The sequence below is a fragment of the Nonomuraea sp. GTA35 genome (assembly GCF_041950525.1).
Classification (GTDB): domain Bacteria; phylum Actinomycetota; class Actinomycetes; order Streptosporangiales; family Streptosporangiaceae; genus Nonomuraea.
The window spans coordinates 308,057-333,647 of sequence record NZ_JBGNUV010000010.1; the positions used below are offsets into that span (position 1 = coordinate 308,057).

The window sequence follows — 25,591 nt, forward strand, 5'->3', positions numbered from 1 at the left end:
GTCATGACGACGACGGTGGAACTCACTCGGTTCCGGGTGTCTCCCGAGCGTGCCGGCGACCTGCTCGCGGCACGACCGGGGATGATCGCTGATTTCCAGGCGGACAGGGCCGGATTCCTGGACGCCAAGCTGGTCCGCGTGTCCCCTGCCGAGTGGCTGGACATCGTGGAGTGGCGATCGGGCGCCGACTTCGCCGCATCGCGGGCGAAGGGCGCCAACCTGCCCGGCATCCGGGCCTTCTTCGACCTGATCGACGAGCTTGTCTCCACAGAGGAGGGGACCCTGTCATGACCATCTTGATCACCGGTGCCGGCGGCACCGTTTCCCGCGCCGTGCTGCGCTCCCTCGAAGGCACCGCGGACGTGCGGGTGCTGGTGCGCGACCCGGCCAAGGCGCCGGCGGGCGTGGAGGTCGCGATCGGCGACCTGGACGAGCCCGCCACGCTCGATGAGGCGTTCCGGGGTGTGAAGACGTTGTGGCTGCTGACCGCCATGGGGCCGCACGCGCCGCACCGCAGCATGAACGCCGTCTGGGCGGCGCGGCAGGCGGGCGTGAGCCACGTGGTGCGCATGTCGGCCATCGGCGCCGCGCACGACGCGCCGACCCGCAACGGCCGCCTGCACGCCCTGTCGGACGTGGAGCTCGCGGCCTCCGGCCTCGACTGGACCATCCTGCGCCCGGCCTTCTTCATGCAGAACCTTTTCGGCTCGGTCAACGGCGACACCCTGTACGGCGCGCTGGGCGAGGGCAGGATCGGCATGGTCGACGTGCGCGACATCGGCGACTTCGCCGCCGAGGTCCTGCGCGCTCCCGCGCGGCACAAGGGCGCCACCTACACTCTCACGGGCCCGGCCAGCATCTCGCTGGGAACGGTCGCGGAGGACCTGTCGCAGGTGTACGGCACGCCGATCGGCTACCAGCCGGTGCCCCTGGAGGCGGGCGTGCGCTCGATGCTGGAGGCGGGGCTGCCCGAGTGGGACGCCAAGGTCACGGGGGAGTACCTGACCGCGTACGCGCGGGGCTGGGGCGACTACACGACCCCTGACTTCGAGAACGTCCTGGGCCGCCCGGCCACGCCGTTCCTCGCCTTCGCCCGCGACCACGCGGCGGAGTTGCGGCCTACGACTCGGTGAGCGCGATGAGGATGTGCTCCATGCAGGCGTGCCCGGCCCGCTCGGCCGCCGCCGCGTCGCCGGCGGCGATGGCCCGCGCGATCGCGTCGTGGGGGATGTAGCTCTTGTTGAGCGACGTGCCCGCGGCGGTGATGCTGGCCCTCAGCGCCGCCGAGAAGTCCTCGTACAGGTCGATGAGCACGAGGTTGTGGGTGGCGTGCGCGACGGCCATGTGGAAGGCCAGGTCGGCCTCGACGAAGAAGTCGGGGTCGTCCAGGTCCCAGGCCCGCTCGCGCTCGGCCAGCGCGGCCTCGATGCGCCTGATGTCCTCGTCGGTGCGCCTGGTGGCGGCCAGGCGGGCCGACTCGACCTCGAGCGCACGGCGTACCTCGAGGATCTCGAGCTGCTCGGCCTGGCGCAGCCGGCGCAGCATCGCGCCGGACAGCTCGCTGGTCGCGCGGACGTAAGTGCCGTCCCCCTGACGGCACTCGAGCAGCCCGGCGTGCGTGAGCGCGCGTACGGCCTCACGAACGGTGTTGCGCCCCACCCCGAGCTGCTCAGCGAGCACGGTCTCGGTCGGGATCTTGCCGTTCATCGGCCACGACCCTGATGTGATCTGCTCCTTGAGCTGATCGATCACCTGGTCGACGAGCGAAGCCCGCTGCGCCGTACGCAGACTCACAGTCCGCCTCCTCCGGGGAAACCAGTCATCCTATGAGTCAATGACTGGTAGACCCTAATTATTCCAGACTCAAAACGCCAAATCTGGAGCTCCCGGAGGTTCTAGCGGGACACTGCGGCGTCTACCGTCACCCCTGCCATGGCGGAGCGGACTCCGGCAGCTTCGAGGGCCTTACGATATGCCGCCGTCTGCTGTGCTGTGGCCAGCGCCCTGCCGTACAGGTCGCCCAGCTCGCGCCAGCAGCGGGCAGCCTGCCGGTCGGAGCCGAACACCGGACGGTCGAGCGTGACCAGCAGCTCGTGCGCGTGACGCAGGTGCGCGGAGGCGTCGCCGTCACCGTCGAGCGCGATGGACGCCAGCACGAGGTGGGCCTCGGCGGGCGTCGTGCCCGAGTGGTCGTGCGAGAGCCCCAGCGCCGTGGTGGCCAGCTCGCTCGCCGCGGCCGGGTCGCCGGCCCGCAGCTTGACCCGCGCGTGCACGATGAGGCTCTCACCGTGCTCCCGCGAGGTGCCGGGGGACGCCGCGAACGCCCTGACCGCGCTCGCGATGAACCGCTCAGCCTCCTCGATCGGCCCGGTGGGGATCCTGGACCAGTGCATGGCGGTCCTGGCGAGCTGCAACGCCAGCCGGGACTGGCGGCCCGCCCCGATCGCGTCGTCGGCCAGGCGCACGGCCAGCGCCGAGTCCTCACCCGCCGCCGCGGCGGCACTGGCGTGCCACAGGGCCTGGATCTCTCCGGAACGGTCCACAACTTCAGGAACGCCTGACAGATCGAGCACGCGCCTGACGTACGTCAGCTCGGGGGAGTCGCTCTCGCTCTCGCTGCGCGCCTCGATCAGCGCGGCGGCCAGGTCGGTGGCGAGCTCGCCCCGCGTGATGGACAGCCGCTCGGCCTGGGCCAGCGCGGCGGCGGCCAGGTCGCGGGCCCGCAGGCGGTCGCCCGCCCGCTGGTAGCAGCGGCTCAGCGCGATCGTGAGCGGCAGGTCGGCCAGCCGCTCGGGGTGAGCCGCGGCCTCCCTCCTGAGGCGCTCGAACGCCTCGACGGCCTGACCCAGCCTGCCCTGGGCCTCCAGCGCACGCGCCCTGCCGAACCGCGCCTGCGCGGTCAGCATGGCGTTCTCCTCGTCGGCGGCCTTCACGATCTCCGTGAAGCGGTCGGCGGCGATGGACGGGTCTCCGTGCTGCAGCTCGAGCTCGGCGTGACGCAGACCGAGCTCGGTGTCGATGCGCTGCCGAGGCTCGATCCCGTGAAGGAGGAACTCGGTCGTGCACCCCAGGCGCTCGGCGAGGAGCCGGGCCACCACAGGAGTCGGCGTGCGCTTACCCGACTCAATGAGCGAGACATAACTGTCAGACAGGTCGGGTCCGGCCAGCTGGGCCTGAGACATCCGCCTGTTCAGCCGCAGTCCTCGGACGCGGTCACCGATGGTTCCCTGACTCGGCATCTCATCTCTCAGGGCGGGGAAGGGTCAACAACACGCAATGATTGCATGAAGTAGCCGAATCTGGTATCCCCGCGTGAAGAATTTGCCACGCCGAGATTAATCGTCGCTGTCGTCCTTGCTGGGAAAAAGCATCTGACAGACCTCGAGGTACAGTGTTTCCGGATACGGAATGTACTCGACCGTTGACAGAGCCTGATCCTGGCCGGCCGACTCGAGGATGAACTCACCGTAACCGAGCATGCGCCCAAGCAGAGATCTTTGGAAGCTCATGTCGGTGACCTTGCCCAGGGGCATCATCGCGACCTTGCGCGTGATCAGGCCCGTGGTCAGCAACATTCGCTTGGAAGTCACCACAAAGTAATCGACCGACCACTCCGCGACTTTCCAGACGAAACGGATCAGCAGCAGGAGCCAGAGCCACCAGACGACGACGAGCGCCGTGCCGCCCGCCTCGCCGCCGCCGAAGAACTTGCTGAGCAGCCCGGCGACGATGAGGCCGCCGAGCACCTCGGCGACCGGGCGCAGCAGGATGGCAGGATGCCGCCGCACCATGATGACCTGTTGTTCGTGGGGGAGGAGGTAGCGGTTGACCGACGATGGAGCGGAGTCCCCGTGGGTCACAAGTCTCATGAGAGGCTGTTCACAAATTGGGCCAGCGAGTCGGCCGCGTTGAACACCGTGTCGAACGCTCCTCTCACCGCGTCCGCGGCGTCAGCTGGTCGCGCGAACAGGTAGTACGCAACAAATGCGATACCACCGTATGTGAGGACCTTTTTGACCTGCACCGTCGCCTCCGTGCCACTTACCCACTCCACCCGCCAACTACATTACCCACCTGAGTGCCCGGGTAAAGGTGACTTGGCAGGTTAGTTTCGATCTTGCTTAGCCACGCTCGCTGGCCACCAGAGCCAGCACGTGAAGGTGCTTGCGAGCGATGCGCTCGACAAGGCTGGGATGGGCATAGCCGGTGACCTCCAGCGCGCCGTAGTGCGCCGCCTCCACGCACCGCGTTACGGTGGTCGCGGAGTGGATGCCGGCGAACTCGTCGCACAGCACCGTCTCCACGTCCGCGTACGGAGTCGGATCCGTCTCGGTGTGATCGGTCATCGTGCTCCCCCACGCGCATGCGGAAGTTGCCTTCCTGTCTCTTCGTACCCACCCAACCACAGTATGTAACGAAGTGATGACCCCGCGTGACGGGAAAGAGGCTTCTCGGGATTGATCGGGGGGTCAGGCCACGCCGTAGAGGCGGTCGCCCGCGTCGCCCAGGCCCGGCACGATGTAGCCGTTCTCGTTGAGCCGCTCGTCGAGCGCCGCGGTGACCACGCGGATCGGCTTGCCGGAATTGGCGAACACCTTGTCCATGTAGGCCAGCCCCTCGGGCGCGGCCAGCAGGCACAGGGCCGTGACGTCGACGGCGCCCCGGTCGAACAGGAACTGCACGGCCGCCGCCAGCGTGCCGCCGGTGGCCAGCATCGGGTCGACCACGTAGCACTGCCGCCCGGACAGGTCGTCGGGCAGCCGCGTGGCGTACGTCTCGGCCTGGAGCGTGGACTCGTTGCGGATCATGCCCAGGAAGCCGACCTCGGCCGTGGGCAGCAGCCTCGTCATGCCGTCGAGCATGCCGAGCCCCGCGCGCAGGATGGGCACGACCAGCGGGTACGGCTTGGCCAGGCGCACACCGCTGGCGGGCGAGACCGGCGTCTCCACGGTGACCTCGGTGACCCGCACGTCGCGCGTGGCCTCGTACGCGAGCAGCGTCACCAGCTCGTCCGCGAGCCTGCGGAAGGTCGGCGAGTCGGTGCGGACATCGCGCAGCGTGGTGAGCTTGTGTGCCACGAGCGGATGATCGACGACGAGGGTCTCCATGGGTCACCACGCTATCTCCTGACACGCCGTGCTGAGGACCCCCCTCACCTGCGAGCTTGGAACGTTACACAGCGTCGCTGGCGGCTCACATCTTTGGTTTTGATCACAATTTGGCCCGAGAGGCACACGCCCGGTGGCCGGGTCTGGAACGATTGGGTCCTGGTGATATCTGTCGTGTCAGAGGTCGGGTGGGGATGGCGATGACAGACGAGGACGCTCTTGACTTCGCCATCGTGGTCTATCGAGAAGATGAATGCTGGCAGGCCGAGCTCCTGCCGGCCACGTTGACGTCCGACCTGCAGGGGCTCATCCATGCCCTGAAGCAGCAGCCCAGCGAGAGCGGCACGATCGGCCTGGTCGCCGTCGGCGACGAGTTCTTCGTGGCGCTGCGGGTCCTGGGCGATCGGGTGGACGTGTTCCTGTCCGACATCGCCGCCTCGTGGGACTTCCCGCTGGCGCGCCAGGTGCTCGAATACCTCGACGTCCCCGTACCGGACGAGGAGGAGCTCGACGAGATCCTCCAGGACGAGGAGACCGTGCTCCCCGCCGGAGATCTGTCGATCTTCGCCGATCTCGGGTTGGACGAGATGGAGCTGGGCATCCTCTCCGGCGACATTGATCTGCTGCCCGAAGATGTGCTGTCCAGCATCGCCGCGCGGCTCGGGTTCTCCGATCCGTTCGAGCGTGCCATCGAATCGGTCTTCGGCTGACCCCCCTGGAGCGCGGACATGGCGTCCAACACCTTTTCTGCGGCCTTCGTCAGGACCACCGACGGCTGGAGCGGGGCCGAGGTCGATCTCGGGGACGCCGAGATCGTCGACGACTTCGGTGACGCGGTCACGGAGGCGCTGGGCCTGACCGGCGACGAACTGGCCCTGCTCTGTGTCGAGGTCGAGGACGAATGGTTCGCCATCGCCCGGTACCGGGGCGAGGAGGAGCCGCGGGTGTTCCTCTCCGACGTGCACGCCGTCGTGGCCGACAGCCTGGGCGAGCTGTTCGCCGAGTTCGCCGGCGTGGTGCCCGACAAGGACGGCAACGGGCTCGGCGTGCGGCCCGCGGGCGATTTCGAGCTGCTCAGCGATCTGGGTGTGAGCTCCGAGGAGCTGCTGGAGCTGAGCGTGGAGGAGGGCATGCTGCCCGCCGACATCCTGTCGGTGATCGCGGAGCGGCTGTCGTTCGCCGACGAGCTCGACCGCCTGCGGTGACGCGCCGCTCGTCGTGACCTACCAGGAGGCCATGCGCCTGGCTCTGGCGGAGGCCGTCGCGGCCGCCGGCCGGGGGGAGATCCCCGTGGGGGCGGTCGTGCTCGACCCGCTCGGCGAGGTGCTGTCCGCGGCGGGCAACGACCGCGAGTCCGCCGCCGACCCGACCGCCCACGCCGAGGTCCTCGCCCTGCGTCGCGCCGCCGCGCTGCGCGGGGAGTGGCGGCTGAGCGGCTGCACGCTCGTGGTGACGCTGGAGCCCTGCACGATGTGCGCGGGCGCCGCCGTGCTGTCCAGGGTGGAGCGGATCGTGTACGGCGCCACGGACGAGAAGGGCGGGGCCGTGGGGTCGCTCTGGGACGTCGTACGCGATCGCCGGCTCAACCATCGGCCCGAGGTCGTCATGGGCGTGATGGCCGAGGAGTGCGGCGCTGTACTGACTCGGTTCTTCGCTACTCGCAGAATCCGGTAAGCTCGTCCGCGGTGGTGTCGCCTAGTGGCCGAGGGCGCACGCCTCGAAAGCGTGTGATGGGGCAACTCATCCGTGGGTTCAAATCCCACCACCACCGCCACCGGAAGGGGCTTCCGACCAGCAGGTCGGGAGCCCCTTCAGTCATGTACGGGCCGTGCGGAGCCGGACGGGCCCGGCCGGGAACGGTAACGGTCGTCGTTTCGCATTCCTTGGAAAATGATGTTGAAAAAGGCCCGCGGCCGGACCGGCCCGCTACGTGAGAAGCCGGAACCCGGTTCGTGGCGCTCGTGGTGCAAGAAGCCGGGACCGGTTCTGGGCACGGAAAAAGGGAGCCGCGATTCGCGGCTCCCTTTTTCTTTCTCAGTTGGGCAGTTCGAGGACCCTGGCGTGCAGGATCGATCGTTGGTGCAGCGCCGCGCGCAGCGCCCGGTGCAGGCCGTCCTCCAGATAGAGCTCGCCCTGCCACTGCACCACGTGCGGGAAGAGGTCCCCGTAGAAGGTGGAGTCGGCGGCGAGCAGCGAGTGCAGGTCCAGCATGGCCTTCGTGGTGATCAAAGAGTCGAGCCGGACCTGCCGGGGAGGGATCTGGGCCCACTCGCGGTTCGTCAGACCGTGGTCGGGATAAGGGCGTCCGTCGCCGACTAGCTTGAAGATCACCCCCCTGATTTTAGGAGAGATTCCGATTCCTCGTGCTATCCGCCCGTGTCAGGGCAAGCCCGCTGAGATCACAGTCGGCGGGGGAGCCCTTTTCGTATCCGCGCTGGAAGGCCTCGACGCGTTGCGCGGAGCTGCCGTGGGTGAAGGATTCAGGATCGATTCTGCCCGTGGTGCGTTGCTGGATTCTGTCGTCGCCCACGGCCGCGGCCGCGTCGAGCGCTTCGGAGATTTCCGCCGGGGTGAAGGGCCGCTCGTAGAAGCCGGTGTCGATGGCGTTGCGGGCCCAGACGCCGGCGTAGCAGTCGGCCTGGAGCTCGATGGGGACCGAGCTGCCCGTGTCGAGGGCGCCGCGGAGATTCTGGACGTGGTGGCCGTACTCGTGGGCGATCACGTACGCCTGGGCGAAGGGGCCGCCCTTGGCGCCGAACTGGCTGTGGAGCTGGTCGAAGAAGCTCAGGTCGAGATACACGCGCTGGTCGGCCGGGCAGTAGAAGGGGCCGGCGGTCGAGCTGGCCGTGCCGCAGGCGGTTCTTAACCCGCCCGAGTACAGCACGGTCTTGGCCAGGCGATATTCGGAAATTTCCTGCTTCCAGTAGTTCTGGATGCTGTTGACCACGCCCACCACCTGGCACTTCTCCGACTGGTCGGCGTCCCTGCCCGTCTGGCACTGCTCGGACAGGTTGGCCGGGGGTTGCCGCTGCGCGGGCTCGTCGCCACCCCCGACGTTGTTCAGCACGAACACCAGCACGAGCACGATCAGGCTGACGATCCCGCCCCCGCCGATGACCATGCCTCCGGGGAACCCCGAGAAGCCGCCGCCACCGCCGCCGCCGCTCCCTCCGCGGTCCTCCACCTGCGAGGGGTCCAGGTCGGCCTGGTCCCTGAAATCCATGCTGAGGTCCCTTCCCGCCTTGCCGCCTGGCAGGACCACTGCCCCGAGAGACTCCCGCCTATCGGCGGACTCGCCACCCGGGACAGAAAGCGCCGGTGGAACGGGCGGTGGCGATGCGTGGAGGCCGCGGTGCCTGAACGCCGCATGGTGCGTGGATGCCGCGCGGTGCCTAGATGCCGCCGGTGAAGGTGTCGCACTGGTCGGGGTCGCCGCTCTGGTACCCGGTGCTGAACCACTTCTCCCGCTGCTGCGAGGTGCCGTGCGTGAACGCGTCGGGGGTCACCCGGCCCTGCGTGCGCCGCTGGATGCTGTCGTCGCCGACCGCCGCGGCCGCGCTGAGCGCCTGGTCGATGTCGCTCCGGGAGAACGGCTCCCGGTAGAAGCCCGTCTTGACGGCGTTCTGCGCCCAGACGCCGGCGTAGCAGTCGGCCTGGAGTTCGAGGCGTACGGAGGGGCTGTCGGCGCCGGGGCGGTTGCCGCGGCCGACCTTGTTCATGGTGCCGAGGAGGTTCTGGACGTGGTGGCCGTACTCGTGGGCGATCACGTACGCCTGCGCGAACGGCCCGCCCTCGGCCCCGAAGTCGCGCTGGAGCGTGTCGAAGAACGTCAGGTCCAGGTAGACCTTGCGATCGGCCGGGCAGTAGAACGGCCCCACGGCGGAGTCGGCCGCGCCGCAGCCGGTCTCGACCGCCTGCGAGAACAGCACGGTCTTGGCGGGGGTGTACTGCTTGCGCCCGCGCTCCTGGAACGCCTGGCGCCAGTAGGACTGGATGCTGTTCACCGTGCCGACGACGCGGCAGTCCTCCGACTGGTCGGCGTCGGCGCCCGTCTTGCAGCGCTCGGCCAGGTTGCCGCTGGGGGAGGCCGTCGGAGGGGCGCCGGGCTGCTGCCCGCCCCCCTGCCGGCCGCCCTCGTCGCCGGTGAAGGGCGTGGGCACGATCCCGAACAGGAACATCGCTCCGACCGCCAGGAGCAGCAGCAGGCAGCCGCCGCCCCGGCCGCCGATGGGCAGCATGCAGCCGCCCGGCATCCCGCCGAACCCGCCGCCACCGCCGCCGCCGGGCCGCGGGCCCGAGGCGCGTACGTCCTCGACCTGGGACGGGTCGAGTGGCTTGTCATCGTCGAACTGCATCGCACGCTCCCCCCGACGCAGTTGTCCCCCGTAGCGATTCGCTTACGCACAGCGACCAAAATCGCCATGATATTTCGGGAATCGCCGGATATTGTGGCTGCCATGACCGGGGGTTTGTTGGGGATTGCACTGATTTCGCTGGGCATGGTGCTCACACCAGGCCCGAACATGATCTATCTGGTCTCCCGCTCGCTCACCCAGGGCCGCCGCTCGGGGCTGATCTCGCTCGCGGGCGTCTTCCTGGGCTTCACCACCTACCTGACCGCCACGTGCATCGGCCTGACGGCCTTCTTCGCGTACGTGCCGGCCGCGTACACCGCGCTCAAGCTGGCCGGCGCCGCGTACCTGCTCTGGATGGCCTGGAACGCGATCAGACCGGGCGGCCTGTCCGCCTTCCAGCCGCGCGAGCTCCCGGCGGAGCGGCCGGGCAGGCTGTTCTCGATGGGCCTGCTGACCTGCCTGCTGAACCCCAAGATCGCCATCCTCTACCTGTCGCTGCTCCCGCAGTTCATCGACCCGTCGATGGGTCACGTGCTGCTGCAGAGCCTCGCGCTCGGCTCGGTGCAGATCTTCGTCGGCACCCTGGTCAACGGCCTGATCGTCATCTCCGCGGGCTCGCTGGCCGCGTTCCTGGCCCGCCGCCCCGTCTGGCTGCGCGTCCAGCGCTACGTCACCGGCACGGTGCTCGGCGCCTTCGCCGTCAACATGGCGACCGACCGCTCCAAGGCCCTGGTCAGCGCCTGAGCGCTGCCCTTGCCCCGGTGCCAGCGGGAAGGCCGAAGACCCGGCGGGCTTCGAGGAGCGCATCCTAATGATCATCGCGTGGTTTCTCGCTCTGTTCGCGGTGATCACGTACACCCGTACGGCGTCATTTCTCGAAGAGACCGTGCCGCGCCGGATCGCGTGGATCGTGGCCGTCCTGTGCGGCGCGGGCCTCGTGTCTCGGCTGACCGCGGAAGTCGCTCACTCCATCCACCCCGGCGTGGCCGGCGACGTCCTGGCGCTCGCGTTCCTCGGCGGCACCCCCCGCCCTGGCGGCCGGGATGCTGCTGCGCGACCGGCGCGCCAGAACCGCCGTGATCGTGCTGACCGGGCTGCTGGTGGCCGGCTGCGTGGTGGCGCTGCGCCTGGTGCCCCCGGACTCGCTCGAAAAACGCCTGGCGGACGCGGACATCGACAGGGCGACCGCCTACACGATCACCGTCCCCGGTTACACCCCCTGGCACGACCGCGGCTTCGCCCACGTCGGGAGGCGGACGGACGCGTCATTCAGGCCGCGCTCCGCGCCCGCCCTGCCACGGACGACGAGCTGCTCCGGGGCCTGCCTCCGTGGACGCCCGACGACGCCGGCGCGCGCTTCCACCGATGGCTCCACTCGTTCTGAGCCGGAGGCAGGAACGCCAGAGGGGTCGCACCGAACGACATCGGTGCGACCCCTCTGAGCTGGCGGAGGATAGGGGATTTGAACCCCTGATAGGTTGCCCTATACACGCTTTCCAAGCGTGCGCCCTCGGCCACTAGGCGAATCCTCCGCCGACGAGCTTACCGGACTTCTCGGAGTGTGCAGACCATGTTTTCCCGCGGGGGTTCTCGCGGGGTGGAGCGAGCACTGCGGGGTGCGGCTAGACTGTCCAGGGACCCCTCGCGCGGCGTCATCCTGTGAACCTCCCCAGGGCCGGAAGGCAGCAAGGATAAGCGGGCTCTGGCGGGTGTGCGGGGGGTCTCTTCGTTGAGAGCCCCCTCGCAGGCGGGATGGTCGTATGAGCCTTGCGCTGTACCGCAAGTACCGACCCGGGACCTTCGCCGAGGTCAAGGGTCAGGAACACGTCACAGATCCGCTGAGACAAGCTCTGCGCACGGGCCGGATCAACCACGCCTACCTGTTCAGCGGCCCCCGCGGATGTGGCAAGACCTCCAGCGCCCGCATCCTGGCGCGCTCTCTCAACTGCGAGCAGGGCCCCACGCCCGACCCGTGCGGCGAGTGCGAGTCGTGTGTCGCGCTGGCTCCGACCGGCCCGGGGCACCTCGACGTCATCGAGATCGACGCCGCCTCCCACGGTGGCGTGGACGACGCGCGCGATCTGCGTGAGCGGGCCTTCTTCGCCCCCGTCTCCGCGCGCTACAAGATCTACATCATCGACGAGGCGCACATGGTGACCCGCGAGGGTTTCAACGCGCTGCTCAAGCTCGTCGAGGAGCCCCCGCCGCACCTGAAGTTCATCTTCGCGACGACGGAGCCGGAAAAGGTCATCGGCACCATCAAGTCGCGTACGCACCACTACCCGTTCCGGCTGATGCCGCCCGCGACGCTCAAGGGGCTGCTGGAGGAGATCCTCACCTCCGAGAGCGTGCCCTTCGAGCCGGCCGCGCTGCCCCTGGTCGTCCGCGCGGGGGCCGGGTCCGCGCGTGACTCGCTGTCCATCCTCGACCAGCTCCTCGCCGGGGCGGACGAGGACGGCATCACCTACGCCAAGGCCGTCTCGCTGCTCGGCTACACCGACGGCGACCTGCTCGACGAGGTCGTCAACGCGTTCGCGGCCAGGGACGGCGGCCAGGTCTTCCACGCGGTCAACCGGGTGATCGAGGGCGGTCACGACCCGCGCCGGTTCGCCTCCGACCTGCTCGAACGCTTCCGCGACCTGGTGATCCTGGCGAACGTGCCCGAGGCTGCCTCCAGCGGCCTGCTCGACCGTCCCGCCGACGAGCTGGAGCGGCTCGTCCAGCAGGCAGCGTCGATGGGCCCCGCCGAGCTGACCCGCGCAGCCGAGATCTTCAACGCCGGGCTCACCGAGATGCGCGGCGCCACCTCGCCGCGGCTGCTGCTGGAGCTGATGTGCGCCCGCGTCCTGCTGCCCGGTGCGGCGCAGGGCGAGGCGGCGCTGCTGACCCGCCTCGAACGCCTCGAACGGGGCGGCGCCGTCGCCCAGATGGCCGCCCGTGCCTCCGCCGGTGTGCCTGCCGGTGCCGGGGCCGGCGCGCACGCGGGGGCCGCGGCCGGTGTGCCCGTGGCCTCGTCCGGTGGTGCGCCCGCGGGTCTCGGGACGGTGAGCTCGGTGGGAGCGCAGGTCGCCTCGGGTGGGCACGGCGTGACGGCGCCGGCTCCCGCGGCCGGTCAGGCGCAGTCGGCGGCTGGTGACGCGGCGGGATCCCCTGCCGCTGCGGCCGCCACGCAGTCCCCGGCGCACGCCGCTCCGGGCGGGAGCGGAGACGGCGGCGGGGGCGACTGGCCCGAACCCGTACGTCCCGGCGCGGGTGCCGCGTCATCCCCTTCCCCGGCGGCCACCGCCGCTCCTTCCGGAGGGTCGTACCAGGCTGCCGCACCGTCGGGGGGCGGGGCTCCGGCGGCTGGGGGCACCGGTGCCGTCCAGTCGCAGTGGGCCGCCGTGCTGGCCGCGCTCAAGCAGCGCAGCATCGTCGTCTGGGCGAACGTGAGCACCAACGCCCAGGTGGTGGGCGTCGAGGGCAACCTGGTCACGCTCGGGTTCAGCCAGGTCGGCGCGATGAAGAACTTCACCGGCGGCGGCAAGGACGTCGTGGTGGCCGGCGTGCTGGGCGAGGTGCTCGGCGGCACCTGGCGCGTCGAGGCGGTCGTCGGCGGCTCCCCGGCTCCTCGCGGCCCGGCCCGCGCCCCGTCCGCCCCGTCCGCCCCGTCCCACGGGGCTGCGGGAGCCCACGGGGCTGCGGGCGGCGCTCAGGGCGCGCCGGGTCCTCAGGGCGTGACAGGGCCGCAGGTGGTGGCCCAGGGCGTGCCGGCGCCCCAAGGGGGTCAGGCCGCGGGCGGCTCTCAGGGACGTACGGCCTCGCACGGGGCTTCCCACGAGGACGGCGGAGGTCAGGACTCCGACCAGCCTCCGGCCGGCGCGCCGGGACGCCAGACCACGGACGAGTCCTGGCCCGACGCTCCCGACGACTTCGGCCCCGGCGCCCCGCCCAGCCCCGATCCCATGCAGACGGTCAGCGCCGCCCAGCACACGGCCGGCGCTTCCGCGGGCGCGGTGCAGACGGGCGCGGGGCAGACGAGCACCGTTCAGACGGGCGCCGGCCTGGCCGCTGCCCGATCGGCGGCCAAGGCGGCGGCTCAGGCGGGGCCGCGCGTTCCGGCCGCCCGTGGCGGGGCCGCGGCCTGGCCCGACGCGATCCCTGGCCGCGACAAGGGCCCCGAGAACGATGACGTGGACCCGCTCAACGACGCCGACGCCGACGTGGACGCCGTCTCGGGGATGGCGCTGCTGGAGCGGGAGCTCGGTGCCAAGGTGATCGGCGAGATCGACCACACCTGACCGCCGGGATCTCCGTGGAGCGCGGTGTGCCCGTCAGAGTGCGGGAGGGCCGCTGGCCGGCGGCGTGAGGTGTGCTTCGTCCTGGGCCGCTGGTCGGCGGCGTGAGGTGCCGGGGCCGCCGACGGCGGTGGCATGACGTGCTCGCGGCGCGACGGCGCAGGCCGCGCCGGGGCCCCGTCCGCCCGGGAAGGCGGCCGGGGTCAGGACAGGAGGCGGGAGCGGGCGGCGACGGAGCGGAGGTCCGTCGGCGGGAGAGCGGCCAGGCGCTCCAGGACCTCGTAGTCGTTGCGGCCGTTGCACGTCTGCGCGTAGGCCCACAGCTCGTCAGGCCCTCCGCGCCGCAACAGGAAGGCCCGCACCTGGGCCTCCAGCTCGTCCCGCTCCCGCCGGATCTCGGGCGACTCCGAGCGGGGCAGCAACGGCCCGGGGTAGGCGCGCGCCAGCGCCGCGGGATCGTCGGACGACAGCAGCCGGCGCACCTTCATGAAATCCGCCTCGACGGGGCAGACCAGCCGGTACGGCTTGGCGGCGATGGCCTCCCCGAGCTGCCCGCGCAGCCGGTGGATCTCGGCCCTGATGGTCACCGGGTTGCCGTCGTCGCCGTACAGGTGGAAGGAGAGCTGCTCGGCCGTCAGCCCGTGCGGGTGGAGGGCCAGCAGGGCCAGGAGCTCGGCGTGGCGCAGCGACAGGGGGCGGTCGTCGTCGCCGTACGAGGCGGTGGGCGTGCCTTCGCCGAGGAGCGACAGGGTCAGCGCCGGTGGGGCGGCCGTCGGGCTGGGACGCAGGAGGAAGCCTTCGGCGAAGGGTTCGAGGAGGGCGGCGGTGCCGTCCCTGAGCACGAGGCGCCGGCCGGCCTGTTTGCCGAGGCGGACGCGCTCGCCGAGGTCGCCGCCTGGGTCGCCGGAGATGACACGGCCGGTGGCCGACAGCAGGATGCCGGGGCGGCCGCGCAGCGACTCGAACCGGCGGCGCAGCCGCTCGTCACGCTCGTGCATGCGCAGGGCGAGCTGCGTCTCGGCGAGCTTGGCCGTGGCGGCCACCAGGGCGACGGTGGCCGGGTGCAGGCTGCGGGCGGTGCCGCTGACGTCGACGCAGCCGATGACGCGCCCCGAGTCGGGGTCGGTGATCGGAGCGGCGCTGCACGACCAGACGTGCAGCACCCGCATCAGGTGCTCCTCCGAGTACACGTGCACGGGCCGGCCGGTGGCCAGGGCGGTGCCGATGCCGTTGGTGCCGACGTCGTGCTCGCCCCACTGGTGGCCGTCGGCCAGGCCGATCCCGTCGGCGCGGCGCATGACGGAGTGGTTGCCTTCCCGCCACAACACCCGGCCGTCGCTGTCCGTAACGATCATGATGTGGCCGGTCTCATCGGCCAATCCGGACAGGGTGCGGGCGAGCAGGGGCAACAGGGGCTGAAGGGGGTGGGTTCTACGGATGTCCCCCATGGAGGCGGGGTCGTAGACAAGCGGGGCGCTCTTGCCTTCCAGGTCGATCCCCGCGTCCAGCGAACGGCGCCAGGACGCCTTGATCAGATGGCGGGGCGACTCCGGCCAGGCCCCACCTGTCGCCACGGCTTCGTGTGCTCCGCGTAGAAGGCGGGAGTACGTGTCGAGATGGGCGTAACTCATCGGTCACTCCAAGTAGTCAATAAGAGCATCCGTCCTGCGCCCGCTCAGCGCAACCCGTTCAGGGGGATTGCGGAGGGTGATTGAATGAACGCAACGTGTGTGCAACGTTCCTCTGCGTAACGTCCTTGCCCAACGCGTCGGCGTGGTGCGGCCGCTCCGCCGGCGTGATGGCCGGGTCTCGGACGCTGGAGGGGGGCCGAGACCCGGCCAAAACACGCCGACGCCGGCCCGCATCGGGGGAACGAGGGCCAGGTCGGGGCGACGGTTCCGAACGGGGGAACGGGCGTCACACGCGGCACATGGGGCGCGAGCCGGATGGCCCGTACGGAGGTCGGGTGCGAAACGGGGGAACCTGCCAGTACATGACTTCGCTCAAACACCGTAGGCTCGTGGCAGTCAAGAACGCGGAGCCACGAGGAGCGCACGACGGTGAACCCAGGGGATGTCAACCTGCAGCAGCTGCTGGAGCAGGCACAGCTCATGCAGCAGCAGCTTGTGAGCGCCCAGCAGGAGCTCAACGACGCGCAGATCGAGGGCTCATCGGGCGGCGGCCTGGTCACGGCCGTCGTCAACGGGTCGGGCGAGCTGCTCGAACTCAAGATCGACCCGAGCGTGATCGACGCGGGCGACGCGCAGGACACCGCGGACACGATCGCCGACCTGGTGATCGCGGCAGTCCGCGACGCCGTGCGCGCGGCAGCCGACCTGCAGCAGGAGAAGCTCGGTCCGCTCGCCCAGGGGCTGGGTGGCGGCGGCCTCGGACAGTTGCCAGGGTTCTAGGCATGTACGAGGGGGTCGTCCAGAACCTGATCGACGAGCTGGGCCTGCTGCCCGGCGTCGGTCCCAAGAGCGCGCAGCGGATCGCCTTCCACCTGCTGGCGGCAGATCCGGCCGACGTCAAGCGGCTGGCGCACGCGTTGCTGGAGGTCAAGGAGAAGGTCCGCTTCTGCCGGGTCTGCGGAAACGTGGCCGCGGAGGAAGAGTGCCGCATCTGCCGCGACACCCGCCGCGACACGCACGTCATCTGCGTGGTCGAGGAGTCGAAGGACGTCGTGGCGATCGAGAAGACGCGCGAGTTCCGCGGCACCTATCACGTGCTCGGCGGCGCGATCAGCCCGATCGACGGCATCGGCCCCGACGACCTGCGCATCCGGGAGCTCATGACGCGGCTGGCCGACGGCCGCGTCACCGAGCTCATCCTCGCCACCGACCCCAACCTCGAGGGTGAGGCGACGGCTACCTACCTCGCCCGTCTGGTCAAGCCGATGGGCATCAAAGTGACACGACTGGCCAGCGGTCTGCCTGTGGGCGGTGATCTCGAGTACGCGGATGAGGTCACCTTGGGCCGCGCGTTCGAAGGACGGAGGCTGCTGGATGTCTGACCAGTGGAGCGCCCTGGCGGAAGAGATCTCCGGGCACGCGCAGAACTACGTGGACGGCCTGACCAGGATGGCGGGCGGCGAGGGCGGTGACGCCATCTGGTCGATCCTGCTGGTGGAGGTCGCCCAGATGAGCCTGGCGGGCGCCAAGCTCGGCGCCAACCGCGACGTCATCCTCGCGGGCAACTACGAGCCGCCGATGAGCGAGGACCCGGACATCGACGGGGTCCGCACGGCCCTGGCGGAGCGGCTGGAGGCGGTGGACGACTACGCCGAGGTGTTCGACCCGTACAAGGACACCAGCGTCACGCCGTACCGGCTGTCCGACGACCTGACCGCGGTGGCCGCCGACCTCATCCACGGGCTGCGCCACTACCACGCGGGGCGTCCGCACGAGGCCCTGTGGTGGTGGCAGTACTCCTACTTCAACACCTGGGGCAACCACGCGGGCGCCGCGATGCGCGCGCTGCAGGCCCTGGCGGCGCACTCCAGGCTCGACGTGGCCGAGGAGGCCACGACAGTCTGATCATCCACATAGTGGTACGAACCAACAGGCGCATGAGAGGCCCCCAGTAGACTGGCAGCTCACAGTCCTAACCGGGAGACTCTCGTGGCGCTCGTTGTGCAAAAGTACGGTGGTTCGTCCGTCGCCGACGCGTCCTGCATCAAGCGGGTCGCGCAGCGGATCGTCGCGACGAAAAAAGCCGGCAACGACGTGGTCGTGATCGTCTCCGCCATGGGCGACACGACCGACGAGCTGCTCGACCTGGCCGAGCAGGTGTCCCCGCTGCCCCCGGGCCGCGAGCTCGACATGCTGCTGACGTCGGGCGAGCGCATCTCGATGGCCCTGCTGGCGATGGCGATCGCCAACCTCGGCCACGAGGCCCGCTCGTTCACCGGCTCGCAGGCAGGTGTGATCACCGACTCCACGCACGGCAAGGCGCGCATCATCGACGTGACGCCCAGCCGCATCCAGGAGGCGATCGACCAGGGCCACATCGCGATCGTGGCCGGGTTCCAGGGTGTCTCGCAGGACACCAAGGACATCACCACGCTCGGCCGGGGTGGCTCCGACACCACGGCCGTGGCACTGGCGGCGGCGCTCAACGCCGACGTCTGTGAGATCTACACCGACGTCGACGGCATCTTCACCGCCGACCCGCGTATCGTGCCCGCGGCGCAGCAGATCCCCAGGATCTCCTACGACGAGATGATGGAGATGGCCGCGTGCGGGGCGAAGATCCTGCATCTGCGCTGCGTCGAATACGCTCGACGGTTCGACCTGCCGATCCACGTACGCAGCTCGTTCAGCACCAAGGAAGGCACGTGGGTCGTCTCCGACCCTTACACCGAAGGAACCGAGATGGAGCAGCCGATCATCTCCGGCGTCGCGCACGACCGGAGCGAGGCCAAGATCACTGTTGTCGGGGTGCCCGACAAGGTCGGCGAGGCTGCCACGATCTTCAAAACGCTGGCCGACGCCGAGATCAACATTGACATGATCGTGCAGAACGTCTCGGCCGCCGCCACGGGTCGCACGGACATCTCGTTCACGCTGCCCACGGCCGACAGCCAGACGGCGCTGACGTCGCTGAAGAAGATCCAGCCCCGGATCGGTTTCGAGTCGCTGCTGTTCGACGACCAGATCGGGAAGGTGTCGCTGATCGGCGCGGGCATGCGCTCGCACCCCGGCGTCACGGCGACGTTCTTCGCGGCCCTCGCCGACGCGGGGGTCAACATCGAGATGATCTCCACCTCGGAGATCCGCATCTCAGTGATCGTCGAGCAGGACGGCGTCGACGCGGCCGTGGCGGCCGCGCACCGCGCCTTCGATCTCGACGCCGACCAGGTCGAAGCCGTGGTGTACGGAGGTTCAGGACGATGAGCAAGAGGCCCAGTCTGGCCCTGATCGGCGCGACCGGCGCCGTGGGCACCGTCATGCGCGACATCGTGTCCTCGCGTGAGGACATCTGGGGCGAGATCCGTCTCGTCGCCTCCGCGCGCTCGGCGGGCAAGGTGCTGCGGGTGCGCGGCGAGGACGTCGTCGTGCAGGCCCTGGCGCCCGAGGTGTTCGACGGCATCGACATCGCCATCTTCGACGTGCCCGACGAGGTGTCGGCCGAGTGGGTGCCGATCGCGGCCGCCCGCGGCGCGGTCGTCGTCGACAAGTCCGGCACGTTCCGCATGGAGCCGGACGTCCCGCTGGTCGTGCCCGAGGTCAACCCGCTCGACGCGCGCGACAGGCCGCGGGGCATCATCTCGACCCCCAACTGCACGACGCTGTCGATGATGGCGGCCATGGGGGCGCTGCACGCCGAGTTCACGCTCACCGAGCTGGTCGTCGCCTCCTACCAGGCGGTCTCCGGCGCCGGGGTGGCGGGGTCCGCGCGGCTGTACGACGAGATCGAGGCGCTGGCCGGTGACCGTACGGTCGGTCAGAGCGCCGGTGACGTGCGCAAGGTGCTGGCCAACAAGCTGCCCGAGGAGTCGCCGTTCCCCGCGCCCATCGCGTTCAACGTGGTGCCGTGGGCCGGGTCCAACAAGGGCGACGGCTGGGCCTCGGAGGAGCTCAAGCTCCGCAACGAGTCCCGCAAGATCCTCGGCATTCCCGACCTGAAGGTCTCCGCGACCTGCGTCCGCGTGCCGGTGGTCACGACGCACTCGCTGGCCGTGCACGCGCGCTTCGCGCGTGAGATCACGGTCGCCGACGCGCACCGCATCCTGGAGGCGGCTCCGACGGTGGTCCTCATGGACGACCCCGAGAACGGGATCTGGCCGACGCCTCTCGACGTGGTGGGCAACGACCCGACGTACGTGGGCCGCGTCCGCCAGGCGATCGACTTCCCGAACACGCTCGACCTGTTCGTGTGCGGTGACAACCTGCGCAAGGGGGCGGCGCTCAACGCGGCGGAGATCGCCGAACTGGTGGCTGCCGAGTTCTGATCCTCAGCCGAAGGGTGTGGCGTCGTGCGTCCTGCGCGGCGTCACACCTTTTTTCATGGGTGCGCGCCGTGGCCCTGTCACCTGAACAGGATGTCCCAGTGGTCGCCCTCGTCGAAGAACGTCGTGCCCGACTTCGACTTGTAGATCCTGGCCCCGTCGCTGCGTACCCCGGCCCTTTCATGATTTTTCATGATGTGCCGGTCGATGCAGGCGTTGTGGGAGATGTCGAGCTTGTAGCCGTTCCCGTGGCTGAAGTGGCCGGGCGCGTGGCCCCGCTCGGTGCCGCCGGTCACCATGATCGGGCAGCCGCTTCTCTGTTTCAGCTTGATGGCCTTGGCGATCGTCCCGGTCCGCACCCGATCCAGCGACGTGCAGTGGTGCATGTGCTTGCTGGTGCAGTTGCCGGTGGACTGCGTGCGCAGCCCCGCGCTCCTCAGCCACCCGTTCGCGGTCGCGTGGGACATCCGCATGGCGGCCTTCCTCGGCAGGGCCCGCGTCAGATCGACCTGAGCGCGCTTGAGAGCGGCGTGCGGGCGTGCCTGCGGCATCCGGGCCACCCCGGTGCGTACGGGGCTCTTCAGCGCCTTCGTGGCCGCTTCCCGCGCCCCGGACCTTCCGGACCGCCTGGCCTGCCCGGCCCGCTCGGCCCGCTCGGCCCGCTCGGCCTTCGAGGCGGCGGCGTCGCCGGCCCCGCGCCCGCGGACCACCTCGTCCTGATCCGCGACGGACACCTGGGCCTGATCGGCGGCGTCCAGCGGCCACTGGGCGTCCATCTCCGGCCAGTCGCGCATGTCCGAGAGCATGGGCTCGTCGTACGCCCACGGGTGCGGCCCCATGTCGTACGCGTCCGAGAGGATCTCGGCCGCGGACGGTACGGGCCCGTGCACGGGCAGGCCCTCGTACAGGCCGCTCCGCGCCGGTGACCCTTCGGGGTGGGTGGCGGCGGAGGCGGCCGAGGCCAGCGCGATTATGGTGATCTCAATGCCGAGGAGCGCGACGATGGTCAGCCGCACTGTTCCACGTATCCACATGTCGATGCCTTTTCGCGGAAATAGCCCTTCCGCCTGAAACGACAATCCCACCTTTCACAGGAGATAACTCGTGCCGCGGGGACGACTTTGCCTTGTGGCGGTGATCACCGTGCGGCTCCATGACCTAACGTCGCTCGACGACGTAAAGTGACGAACGTGTCCGAAGCCCGAAACCGAGGATCGGAGAGCACCCGAGAGGTCATCGTCGAGACGGCCTTGCGACTGTTCAGGGAGCGCGGCTTCGACGCGACCACGATGCGGGCCATCGCCGCCGAGGCGGGGGTGTCGGTGGGCAACGCCTACTACTACTTCGACAGCAAAGAGGCGCTGATCCAGGCGTACTACGACCGCGCCCAGGAAGAGCACGAGGCGGCCTGCCGGGAGTTCCTGGCCACGGAGGAGTCGTTCGCGGGCCGGCTGAGCGGGGTGCTGCGCGAATGGGTGCGCGTGTCCGAGCCGTACCACGAGTTCGCCGTGAAGTTCTTCAAGCACGCGGCCGAGCCGACCAACCCGCTGAGCCCGTTCAGCAAGCAGTCGTCACCCGCCCGCGAGGCGTCCATCGCCATCTACCGGGAGGTCGTGGAGGGGTCGCGCGACCGGATGAACGCCGAGTTGCGTGAGGAGCTGCCCGAGCTGCTGTGGTTGCTGTCCATGGGCATGGTGCTGTTCTGGGTGCACGACACCTCGCCGGGGTGCGCGCGTACGTACCGGCTGATCGAGGTTACGGTGCCGCTGGTGGACCGGCTCGTCGGGTTGTCGCACCTGCCGGGGCTGCGGGGGATCACGAAGGACTTCATCGCGGCGGTTCACGAGCTGCGGGCCTAGGGGAACATACCGGTCGGTTGGTAGGGTCGTATCCCGACGATCTGGAGGCCGTGCATGAACTGGGGCATGACCATTCCCTTCTACGACCGCTCGCTGGCCAAGTCGCAGGACCTCATCGCCGAGCTGCCCGGGCTCGGTTACACCGACCTGTGGTCGGCCGAGGTGAACGGGGTGGACGGGTTCGTGCCGCTGGCCCTGGCCACGCAGTGGGCGCCGCAGGCCAGGCTGGGCAGCGCCATCGTGCCCGTCTCGACGCGCGGCCCGGGGCTGCTGGCCATGTCGGCGGCCACGCTGGCGGACCTGGCGCCCGGACGGTTCGTGCTGGGCATCGGGGCCTCCTCGCCGGCGATCGTCGAGCGGTGGAACGCGGGCACGTTCGACAAGCCGTACGCGCGCACCCGCGACACGCTGCGCTTCCTGAAGCAGGCGCTGGCGGGGGAGAAGGTCTCGCAGGCGTACGAGACCTTCGAGATCAAGGGCTTCAAGCTGGAGCGCGCGCCGAAGACGCCGCCGAAGATCGTGCTGGCGGCGCTGCGTCCCAGGATGTTGCGCCTGGCCGCGGCGGAGGCCGACGGGGCCATCACGAACTGGCTCTCGCCCGACGACGTGCGCAAGGTGCGCGCCGAGATCGGCCCGGACACCGAGCTGATCGCCCGCCTGTTCGTCTGCGTGGACACCGACACCGAGCGCGTCCGCGAGACCGCCCGGTGGATGCTGGCCAGCTACCTGACCGTCCCGGTGTACGCGGCCTTCCACGACTGGCTGGGCCGCGGCGAGGTGCTGCGCCCCATGCACGAGGCCTGGGCGGCCGGCGACCGGCAGGCCGCGCTCAAGGCCATCCCCGACGAGGTGGTGGACGCGCTGATCGTGCACGGCGACGCCGCCACCTGCCGGGCCCGGATCAAGGAGTACATGGCCAACGGGCTCGACACCCCGGTCCTCGCCCCCATCCCGGGCGGAGACGTCCCCATCGACCAGGCGGTACGCGAGCTCGCTCCGGAGAGGTGACGGCCATGCACGAGGTGCTGAGGATGGACGCCGTCGGCCAGGCCGGGGCGGTCAGGAACGGCCAGGTGTCGGCCAGGGAGCTGGCCGAGGCCGCGATCGCCCGCATCGAGGCCGCCGACGGGGAGCTGAACGCCGTCATCCACCGCCGCTTCGAGCGCGCGCTGACCGAGATCGACGCGATCCCGGCGGACGCGCCCTTCCGCGGGGTGCCGATCCTGCTCAAGGACCTGGGCTGGCGGGAGGCCGGGGAGCCGTACAGCGCGGGCTCCGCCGTCCGCGACGGGCTGGTGGACGCCGCTGACGGGTACGGCGTCGTACGGCTGCGCGAGGCCGGGTTCGTGCTGCTCGGGCGGACGAACACGCCCGAGTTCGGCAGCACGATCAGCACGGAGCCGGTGGCGTTCGGGCCGACGCGCAACCCGTACGACCCGGCGTACTCGGCGGGCGGATCCAGCGGCGGCTCGGCGGCGGCGGTGGCGGCCGGGATGGTCGCGCTGGCCACCGCGAGCGACGGCGGCGGGTCGATCCGCATCCCGGCGTCCCTGTGCGGCCTGGTGGGGCTCAAGCCGACGCGCGGGCGCGTGAGCCTGGGGCCGGCGATGGGCGAGGGGTGGAGCGGGTTCTCGTGCCCGGGGTTCGTCACCAGGAGCGTGCGTGACACGGCCGCGGCGCTCGACGCCGTCGAGGGCATGCGCTCCGGCGACCCGTACGGCGCGCCGCCCCTGCCCGGCAGGCTCGCCGGCGAGGCGGGCCGGGATCCCGGCAGGCTGCGGATCGGGTTCCTGACCACGCATCCCAGGGGCGACGTGCCGGAGACGCCCGAGCTGACCGAGGCCGTCACCGGGGCCGCCGCGCTGCTGGAGTCGCTCGGCCACGACGTCGCCCCCGGCGGCCCGCGCGCGCTGGCCGAGGCCGACTTCCCCCTTCACTTCGGCGCGATCGTGGCCGACAACCTGGCCGCGCACGTCGCGGCGCTGAGCGAGCTGCGCGGCAAGCCCGTGGAGCTGGAGGAGCTGGAGCCGCGCAACGCCGCCATGGTGCGGGCGGGGCGCGGGCGCAGCGCCCCCGACCACATCAGGTCCCTGCAGTGGGTGGACGGTTTCCGCCGCCGCATGGCCGCCTGGTGGGACGAGGGCCACGACCTGCTGCTGATGCCGTCGCTGGGGGTGGCGCCGTTCCCGCTGGGCTGGATCCCGCCCGACGACCTCAGCATCGCCTTCGGCCGCACCGCGCACGCGGTGAGCTTCACCTCGCCGGTCAACGCGACGGGTCAGCCCGCCGTGTCGCTGCCGCTGCACAGGACCGCGGCGGGCCTTCCGGTGGGCGTGCAGCTCGTGGCCGCGGCCGGCCGGGAGGATCTCCTGGTACGGGTGGCGGCACAGATCGAGCAGGTCAGGCCGTTCGAGCACCTTGCCATGCCGTGACGTAGGGAACTCCTACCCCCGGCGACGCGTTATGTCGTGAAAAGCCGGGGGTAGGGGGATCGACATGATGGCGAAGGCAGCACGGGCAGCGGCGGCATGGCGGACCTACCGCGAGGTGACCAAGCCCGGGTCGCCCAAACTGACGACCAGGCTCAGGGCGATCCCGCGGATGGCCGGCGCGGTGATGCGCGGCGAGTACGCCGGCATGGGCAAGGGCAAGCTGGCCATGCTCGGCCTCGGCGTGGTCTACCTCATCTCGCCGCTCGACGTCGTGCCCGACTTCCTCATGCTGATCGGCGTCGCCGACGACTTCGGCGTCTTCCTGTGGCTGATGGCCTCGCTGCTCGGCGAGAGCGGGCGGTACGTCGAGCACGAGCGCCACGTGATCCAGGCCAGGCTGGAAGAGGGTTAGATCTCCTCCATCCGCAGCCAGGCCCGGGAGGGCAGCGGGTGCCCGAAGAGCCGGGCGGCGTTGCCGTAGGCGACCCTGGCGATGTCGGCGGGGGGCAGCGTGCCGAGGTTGCGGGCCACCGACTTCTGCGTGTCGGGCCAGGTCGAGTCGGAGTGCGGGTAGCCGCTCTCCTGGAGCACGTGGTCGAGGCCGACCGCGAGCCGCACCCCGGACAGGGCGTGGTCGTCGAGGGTGCCGAAGAAGAAGTTGCGGCGCAGCACCTCGCTCGGCTTGATGCCCCCCTCCCACGACGCCTCGCCGGCGACCGGGTGGTCGAGGGCGTAGTCGGCGCGCTCGGCCAGCATCGGCAGCCAGCCCACGCCGCCCTCGACGATGAGGATGCGCAGCGAGGGGAAGCGCAGCGGCACACCGGACCAGAGCCAGTCGGCGCAGGCGAACATGGCGCTGGTCGGCATCAGCGTGGTGATGGCCTCGATGGGCGTGTCGGGCGACGGCACGGGCGACCAGGAGGAGTCGCCGGTGTGCAGGCAGACCACGGTGCCGGTCTCCTCGCAGGCGGCGAAGAACGGATCCCAGTGGCCGGTGTGGATCGAGGGCAGCCGCAGCCGGGTCGGGAACTCGGGGAAGACGACGGCCTTGAAGCCCCTGGCGGCGTTGGCGCGGATCTCCTTGGCCGCCACGTCGGGGTCGGGCAGCCACGGCAGCTGCAGGCCGATGATGCGCTCGGGGTAGGTGCCCGCCCAGACGTCGATGTGCCAGTCGTTCCACGCCTTGACCAGGGCCAGGCCGAGCTCCTGGTCGCGGGTCCTGGCGAACGGCATGCCGGCCTGCCCGGCGAGCATGCCGGGGAAGCAGAGCGCGGCCCAGATGCCGGCGACGTCCATGTCCTGGACGCGGGCCTCGATGTCGTGGCAGCCGGGGCGCATGTGCTCGAACCTGACGGGGTCGAGCGTGCGCTGCTCGCGAGGCAGCCCCGCGCCCACGTCGATGCCGGCGCACGGGTAGGTCGCGCCGTTGTAGCGCCAGACCTGGTGACCCGCCTCCGTCTCGACTACCTTCGGCGCGGCCTCGGCGTATTTCTCCGGCAGGCGGCCTTCGAACAGGTCGGGAGGCTCGATCAGGTGATCGTCGGCAGAGATGATCACATAGTCGCGCCGCCTGGGGTCAGGGTCGGGGAGCAGCGGCGTAGTCACGCAGG

At 70.4% G+C, this 25,591-nt stretch carries 29 protein-coding genes, 2 tRNA genes and 1 other RNA gene; 18 read left to right on the forward strand and 14 right to left on the reverse strand.

Annotated elements, in window-relative coordinates; genetic code table 11:
- Window positions 1-3 precede the first annotated feature (3 nt).
- Together ACBJ32_RS38210 and ACBJ32_RS38215 are read left to right on the forward strand one after the other, a co-directional pair.
- The gene (locus tag ACBJ32_RS38210; protein ID WP_375130884.1) at window positions 4-291 is read left to right on the forward strand and encodes a hypothetical protein; all 288 of its coding nucleotides are present in this window, start codon (window positions 4-6) and stop codon (window positions 289-291) included.
- The gene (locus ACBJ32_RS38215; protein ID WP_375130885.1) at window positions 288-1,133 is read left to right on the forward strand and encodes an SDR family oxidoreductase; all 846 of its coding nucleotides are present in this window, start codon (window positions 288-290) and stop codon (window positions 1,131-1,133) included. Before ACBJ32_RS38210 ends, ACBJ32_RS38215 begins: the two co-directional genes overlap by 4 nt.
- On the opposite strand, the gene ACBJ32_RS38220 is transcribed toward ACBJ32_RS38215, so the two are convergent.
- The 6 genes from ACBJ32_RS38220 to upp form a co-directional block, all read right to left on the reverse strand.
- A complete protein-coding gene (locus ACBJ32_RS38220) occupies window positions 1,120-1,794 on the reverse strand; it encodes a FadR/GntR family transcriptional regulator (protein ID WP_357880685.1) in 675 nt (224 codons plus the stop codon). The genes ACBJ32_RS38215 and ACBJ32_RS38220 overlap by 14 nt on opposite strands.
- 101 nt (window positions 1,795-1,895) lie before the next feature.
- Complete coding sequence (locus ACBJ32_RS38225) at window positions 1,896-3,239, reverse strand: helix-turn-helix domain-containing protein (protein ID WP_375130886.1); 1,344 nt, start codon at window positions 3,237-3,239, stop codon at window positions 1,896-1,898.
- A gap of 96 nt (window positions 3,240-3,335) precedes the next feature.
- Window positions 3,336-3,869, reverse strand: a complete 534-nt coding sequence (locus ACBJ32_RS38230; protein ID WP_357880691.1) for a PH domain-containing protein — start codon at window positions 3,867-3,869, stop codon at window positions 3,336-3,338.
- Window positions 3,866-4,024 (reverse strand): hypothetical protein, encoded by a 159-nt coding sequence (locus ACBJ32_RS38235; protein WP_168010888.1) that lies wholly within the window; start codon window positions 4,022-4,024, stop codon window positions 3,866-3,868. Before ACBJ32_RS38235 ends, ACBJ32_RS38230 begins: the two co-directional genes overlap by 4 nt.
- Window positions 4,025-4,121: 97 nt before the next feature.
- Window positions 4,122-4,346 (reverse strand): hypothetical protein, encoded by a 225-nt coding sequence (locus tag ACBJ32_RS38240; protein WP_148440699.1) that lies wholly within the window; start codon window positions 4,344-4,346, stop codon window positions 4,122-4,124.
- 123 nt (window positions 4,347-4,469) lie between these two features.
- The gene (gene upp / locus ACBJ32_RS38245; protein ID WP_357880694.1) at window positions 4,470-5,108 is read right to left on the reverse strand and encodes a uracil phosphoribosyltransferase; all 639 of its coding nucleotides are present in this window, start codon (window positions 5,106-5,108) and stop codon (window positions 4,470-4,472) included.
- Window positions 5,109-5,302: 194 nt separating this feature from the next.
- Between upp and ACBJ32_RS38250 the strand changes: the two genes are divergently transcribed.
- The 4 genes from ACBJ32_RS38250 (at window position 5,303) to ACBJ32_RS38265 (ending at window position 6,882) form a co-directional block, all read left to right on the forward strand.
- Window positions 5,303-5,818: a tRNA adenosine deaminase-associated protein gene (locus ACBJ32_RS38250; RefSeq protein ID WP_375130887.1), complete on the forward strand. Its 516-nt coding sequence runs from the start codon at window positions 5,303-5,305 to the stop codon at window positions 5,816-5,818.
- Between the two features lie 18 nt (window positions 5,819-5,836).
- Window positions 5,837-6,313, forward strand: coding sequence for a tRNA adenosine deaminase-associated protein (locus ACBJ32_RS38255; protein WP_357880697.1), 477 nt, complete (start codon window positions 5,837-5,839; stop codon window positions 6,311-6,313).
- Window positions 6,314-6,344: 31 nt separating this feature from the next.
- Window positions 6,345-6,782: a tRNA adenosine(34) deaminase TadA gene (tadA, locus tag ACBJ32_RS38260; protein ID WP_375130888.1), complete on the forward strand. Its 438-nt coding sequence runs from the start codon at window positions 6,345-6,347 to the stop codon at window positions 6,780-6,782.
- A 10-nt stretch (window positions 6,783-6,792) separates the two neighbouring features.
- Window positions 6,793-6,882 (forward strand) — tRNA-Ser (locus tag ACBJ32_RS38265).
- Between the two features lie 260 nt (window positions 6,883-7,142).
- Here the strand turns inward: ACBJ32_RS38265 and ACBJ32_RS38270 are convergent.
- The 3 genes from ACBJ32_RS38270 to ACBJ32_RS38280 form a co-directional block, all read right to left on the reverse strand.
- Window positions 7,143-7,439 carry a type II toxin-antitoxin system VapB family antitoxin gene (locus ACBJ32_RS38270; protein ID WP_043615040.1) on the reverse strand — a complete coding sequence of 99 codons (297 nt, stop codon included), beginning with the start codon at window positions 7,437-7,439 and terminating at the stop codon, window positions 7,143-7,145.
- A 10-nt stretch (window positions 7,440-7,449) separates the two neighbouring features.
- Entirely contained in the window at window positions 7,450-8,331 is an 882-nt protein-coding gene (locus ACBJ32_RS38275) for a neutral zinc metallopeptidase (protein ID WP_375130889.1), read from the reverse strand.
- A 169-nt stretch (window positions 8,332-8,500) separates the two neighbouring features.
- Window positions 8,501-9,463, reverse strand: a complete 963-nt coding sequence (locus ACBJ32_RS38280) for a neutral zinc metallopeptidase (protein WP_375130890.1) — start codon at window positions 9,461-9,463, stop codon at window positions 8,501-8,503.
- 144 nt (window positions 9,464-9,607) lie between these two features.
- Here ACBJ32_RS38280 and ACBJ32_RS38285 point away from each other — a divergent pair, with 144 nt between their 5' ends.
- A complete protein-coding gene (locus ACBJ32_RS38285; protein WP_375130891.1) occupies window positions 9,608-10,207 on the forward strand; it encodes a LysE family translocator in 600 nt (199 codons plus the stop codon).
- Window positions 10,208-10,331: 124 nt separating this feature from the next.
- Here ACBJ32_RS38285 and ACBJ32_RS38290 read toward each other — a convergent pair whose 3' ends face one another.
- Together ACBJ32_RS38290 and ACBJ32_RS38295 are read right to left on the reverse strand one after the other, a co-directional pair.
- The gene (locus ACBJ32_RS38290) at window positions 10,332-10,637 is read right to left on the reverse strand and encodes a hypothetical protein (RefSeq protein ID WP_375130892.1); all 306 of its coding nucleotides are present in this window, start codon (window positions 10,635-10,637) and stop codon (window positions 10,332-10,334) included.
- A 270-nt stretch (window positions 10,638-10,907) separates the two neighbouring features.
- Window positions 10,908-10,995: transfer RNA gene (locus ACBJ32_RS38295), tRNA-Ser, on the reverse strand.
- Window positions 10,996-11,096: 101 nt separating this feature from the next.
- Between ACBJ32_RS38295 and ffs the strand changes: the two genes are divergently transcribed.
- An RNA gene (gene ffs, locus ACBJ32_RS38300) (signal recognition particle sRNA small type) lies at window positions 11,097-11,192 on the forward strand.
- Between the two features lie 31 nt (window positions 11,193-11,223).
- Window positions 11,224-13,743: a DNA polymerase III subunit gamma and tau gene (locus tag ACBJ32_RS38305; protein WP_375130893.1), complete on the forward strand. Its 2,520-nt coding sequence runs from the start codon at window positions 11,224-11,226 to the stop codon at window positions 13,741-13,743.
- Between the two features lie 200 nt (window positions 13,744-13,943).
- On the opposite strand, the gene ACBJ32_RS38310 is transcribed toward ACBJ32_RS38305, so the two are convergent.
- Window positions 13,944-15,371 (reverse strand): GAF domain-containing protein, encoded by a 1,428-nt coding sequence (locus ACBJ32_RS38310; RefSeq protein ID WP_375130894.1) that lies wholly within the window; start codon window positions 15,369-15,371, stop codon window positions 13,944-13,946.
- Between the two features lie 429 nt (window positions 15,372-15,800).
- Here ACBJ32_RS38310 and ACBJ32_RS38315 point away from each other — a divergent pair, with 429 nt between their 5' ends.
- The 5 genes from ACBJ32_RS38315 (at window position 15,801) to ACBJ32_RS38335 (ending at window position 19,693) form a co-directional block, all read left to right on the forward strand.
- On the forward strand, window positions 15,801-16,151 hold the full coding sequence (locus ACBJ32_RS38315; RefSeq protein ID WP_139629532.1) for a YbaB/EbfC family nucleoid-associated protein: 351 nt from the start codon (window positions 15,801-15,803) through the stop codon (window positions 16,149-16,151).
- A gap of 2 nt (window positions 16,152-16,153) precedes the next feature.
- Entirely contained in the window at window positions 16,154-16,753 is a 600-nt protein-coding gene (gene recR / locus ACBJ32_RS38320; RefSeq protein ID WP_357880723.1) for a recombination mediator RecR, read from the forward strand.
- Window positions 16,746-17,276: a DUF5063 domain-containing protein gene (locus ACBJ32_RS38325; RefSeq protein WP_185111399.1), complete on the forward strand. Its 531-nt coding sequence runs from the start codon at window positions 16,746-16,748 to the stop codon at window positions 17,274-17,276. Before recR ends, ACBJ32_RS38325 begins: the two co-directional genes overlap by 8 nt.
- Before the next feature lie 84 nt (window positions 17,277-17,360).
- The gene (locus ACBJ32_RS38330) at window positions 17,361-18,635 is read left to right on the forward strand and encodes an aspartate kinase (protein WP_253754901.1); all 1,275 of its coding nucleotides are present in this window, start codon (window positions 17,361-17,363) and stop codon (window positions 18,633-18,635) included.
- Complete coding sequence (locus tag ACBJ32_RS38335; protein WP_375130895.1) at window positions 18,632-19,693, forward strand: aspartate-semialdehyde dehydrogenase; 1,062 nt, start codon at window positions 18,632-18,634, stop codon at window positions 19,691-19,693. The genes ACBJ32_RS38330 and ACBJ32_RS38335 overlap by 4 nt, the downstream gene beginning before the upstream one ends.
- 77 nt (window positions 19,694-19,770) lie before the next feature.
- On the opposite strand, the gene ACBJ32_RS38340 is transcribed toward ACBJ32_RS38335, so the two are convergent.
- On the reverse strand, window positions 19,771-20,706 hold the full coding sequence (locus tag ACBJ32_RS38340; protein WP_375130896.1) for a hypothetical protein: 936 nt from the start codon (window positions 20,704-20,706) through the stop codon (window positions 19,771-19,773).
- A gap of 174 nt (window positions 20,707-20,880) precedes the next feature.
- Between ACBJ32_RS38340 and ACBJ32_RS38345 the strand changes: the two genes are divergently transcribed.
- The 4 genes from ACBJ32_RS38345 to ACBJ32_RS38360 all read left to right on the forward strand — a co-directional run bounded on the left by ACBJ32_RS38345 (window position 20,881) and on the right by ACBJ32_RS38360 (window position 24,393).
- Entirely contained in the window at window positions 20,881-21,549 is a 669-nt protein-coding gene (locus tag ACBJ32_RS38345; RefSeq protein WP_357880736.1) for a TetR family transcriptional regulator, read from the forward strand.
- A 66-nt stretch (window positions 21,550-21,615) separates the two neighbouring features.
- Window positions 21,616-22,557, forward strand: a complete 942-nt coding sequence (locus tag ACBJ32_RS38350; protein ID WP_357880740.1) for an LLM class F420-dependent oxidoreductase — start codon at window positions 21,616-21,618, stop codon at window positions 22,555-22,557.
- A gap of 5 nt (window positions 22,558-22,562) precedes the next feature.
- Complete coding sequence (locus tag ACBJ32_RS38355; protein ID WP_375130897.1) at window positions 22,563-23,981, forward strand: amidase; 1,419 nt, start codon at window positions 22,563-22,565, stop codon at window positions 23,979-23,981.
- A 64-nt stretch (window positions 23,982-24,045) separates the two neighbouring features.
- The gene (locus tag ACBJ32_RS38360) at window positions 24,046-24,393 is read left to right on the forward strand and encodes a YkvA family protein (RefSeq protein ID WP_375130898.1); all 348 of its coding nucleotides are present in this window, start codon (window positions 24,046-24,048) and stop codon (window positions 24,391-24,393) included.
- On the opposite strand, the gene ACBJ32_RS38365 is transcribed toward ACBJ32_RS38360, so the two are convergent.
- Window positions 24,390-25,586 (reverse strand): amidohydrolase family protein, encoded by a 1,197-nt coding sequence (locus ACBJ32_RS38365; RefSeq protein WP_357880749.1) that lies wholly within the window; start codon window positions 25,584-25,586, stop codon window positions 24,390-24,392. The two genes, ACBJ32_RS38360 and ACBJ32_RS38365, sit on opposite strands and share 4 nt — an antisense overlap.
- Between the last annotated feature and the right edge of the window lie 5 nt (window positions 25,587-25,591).

Coding starts and splice junctions, on each gene's coding strand:
- ACBJ32_RS38280 (WP_375130890.1), bottom strand. CDS start 9,463: ATGCAGTTCGACGATGACAAGCCACTCGACCCGTCCCAGGTCGAGGAC.
- ACBJ32_RS38210 (WP_375130884.1), top strand. CDS start 4: ATGACGACGACGGTGGAACTCACTCGGTTCCGGGTGTCTCCCGAGCGT.
- ACBJ32_RS38255 (WP_357880697.1), top strand. CDS start 5,837: ATGGCGTCCAACACCTTTTCTGCGGCCTTCGTCAGGACCACCGACGGC.
- recR (WP_357880723.1), top strand. CDS start 16,154: ATGTACGAGGGGGTCGTCCAGAACCTGATCGACGAGCTGGGCCTGCTG.
- upp (WP_357880694.1), bottom strand. CDS start 5,108: ATGGAGACCCTCGTCGTCGATCATCCGCTCGTGGCACACAAGCTCACC.
- ACBJ32_RS38215 (WP_375130885.1), top strand. CDS start 288: ATGACCATCTTGATCACCGGTGCCGGCGGCACCGTTTCCCGCGCCGTG.
- ACBJ32_RS38230 (WP_357880691.1), bottom strand. CDS start 3,869: ATGAGACTTGTGACCCACGGGGACTCCGCTCCATCGTCGGTCAACCGC.
- ACBJ32_RS38285 (WP_375130891.1), top strand. CDS start 9,608: ATGGTGCTCACACCAGGCCCGAACATGATCTATCTGGTCTCCCGCTCG.
- ACBJ32_RS38275 (WP_375130889.1), bottom strand. CDS start 8,331: ATGGATTTCAGGGACCAGGCCGACCTGGACCCCTCGCAGGTGGAGGAC.
- ACBJ32_RS38325 (WP_185111399.1), top strand. CDS start 16,746: ATGTCTGACCAGTGGAGCGCCCTGGCGGAAGAGATCTCCGGGCACGCG.
- ACBJ32_RS38225 (WP_375130886.1), bottom strand. CDS start 3,239: ATGCCGAGTCAGGGAACCATCGGTGACCGCGTCCGAGGACTGCGGCTG.
- ACBJ32_RS38360 (WP_375130898.1), top strand. CDS start 24,046: ATGATGGCGAAGGCAGCACGGGCAGCGGCGGCATGGCGGACCTACCGC.
- tadA (WP_375130888.1), top strand. CDS start 6,345: ATGCGCCTGGCTCTGGCGGAGGCCGTCGCGGCCGCCGGCCGGGGGGAG.
- ACBJ32_RS38355 (WP_375130897.1), top strand. CDS start 22,563: ATGCACGAGGTGCTGAGGATGGACGCCGTCGGCCAGGCCGGGGCGGTC.
- ACBJ32_RS38305 (WP_375130893.1), top strand. CDS start 11,224: ATGAGCCTTGCGCTGTACCGCAAGTACCGACCCGGGACCTTCGCCGAG.
- ACBJ32_RS38250 (WP_375130887.1), top strand. CDS start 5,303: ATGGCGATGACAGACGAGGACGCTCTTGACTTCGCCATCGTGGTCTAT.
- ACBJ32_RS38335 (WP_375130895.1), top strand. CDS start 18,632: ATGAGCAAGAGGCCCAGTCTGGCCCTGATCGGCGCGACCGGCGCCGTG.
- ACBJ32_RS38240 (WP_148440699.1), bottom strand. CDS start 4,346: ATGACCGATCACACCGAGACGGATCCGACTCCGTACGCGGACGTGGAG.
- ACBJ32_RS38350 (WP_357880740.1), top strand. CDS start 21,616: ATGACCATTCCCTTCTACGACCGCTCGCTGGCCAAGTCGCAGGACCTC.
- ACBJ32_RS38310 (WP_375130894.1), bottom strand. CDS start 15,371: ATGAGTTACGCCCATCTCGACACGTACTCCCGCCTTCTACGCGGAGCA.
- ACBJ32_RS38290 (WP_375130892.1), bottom strand. CDS start 10,637: ATGTCCGCGTCCGCCAGGCGTTTTTCGAGCGAGTCCGGGGGCACCAGG.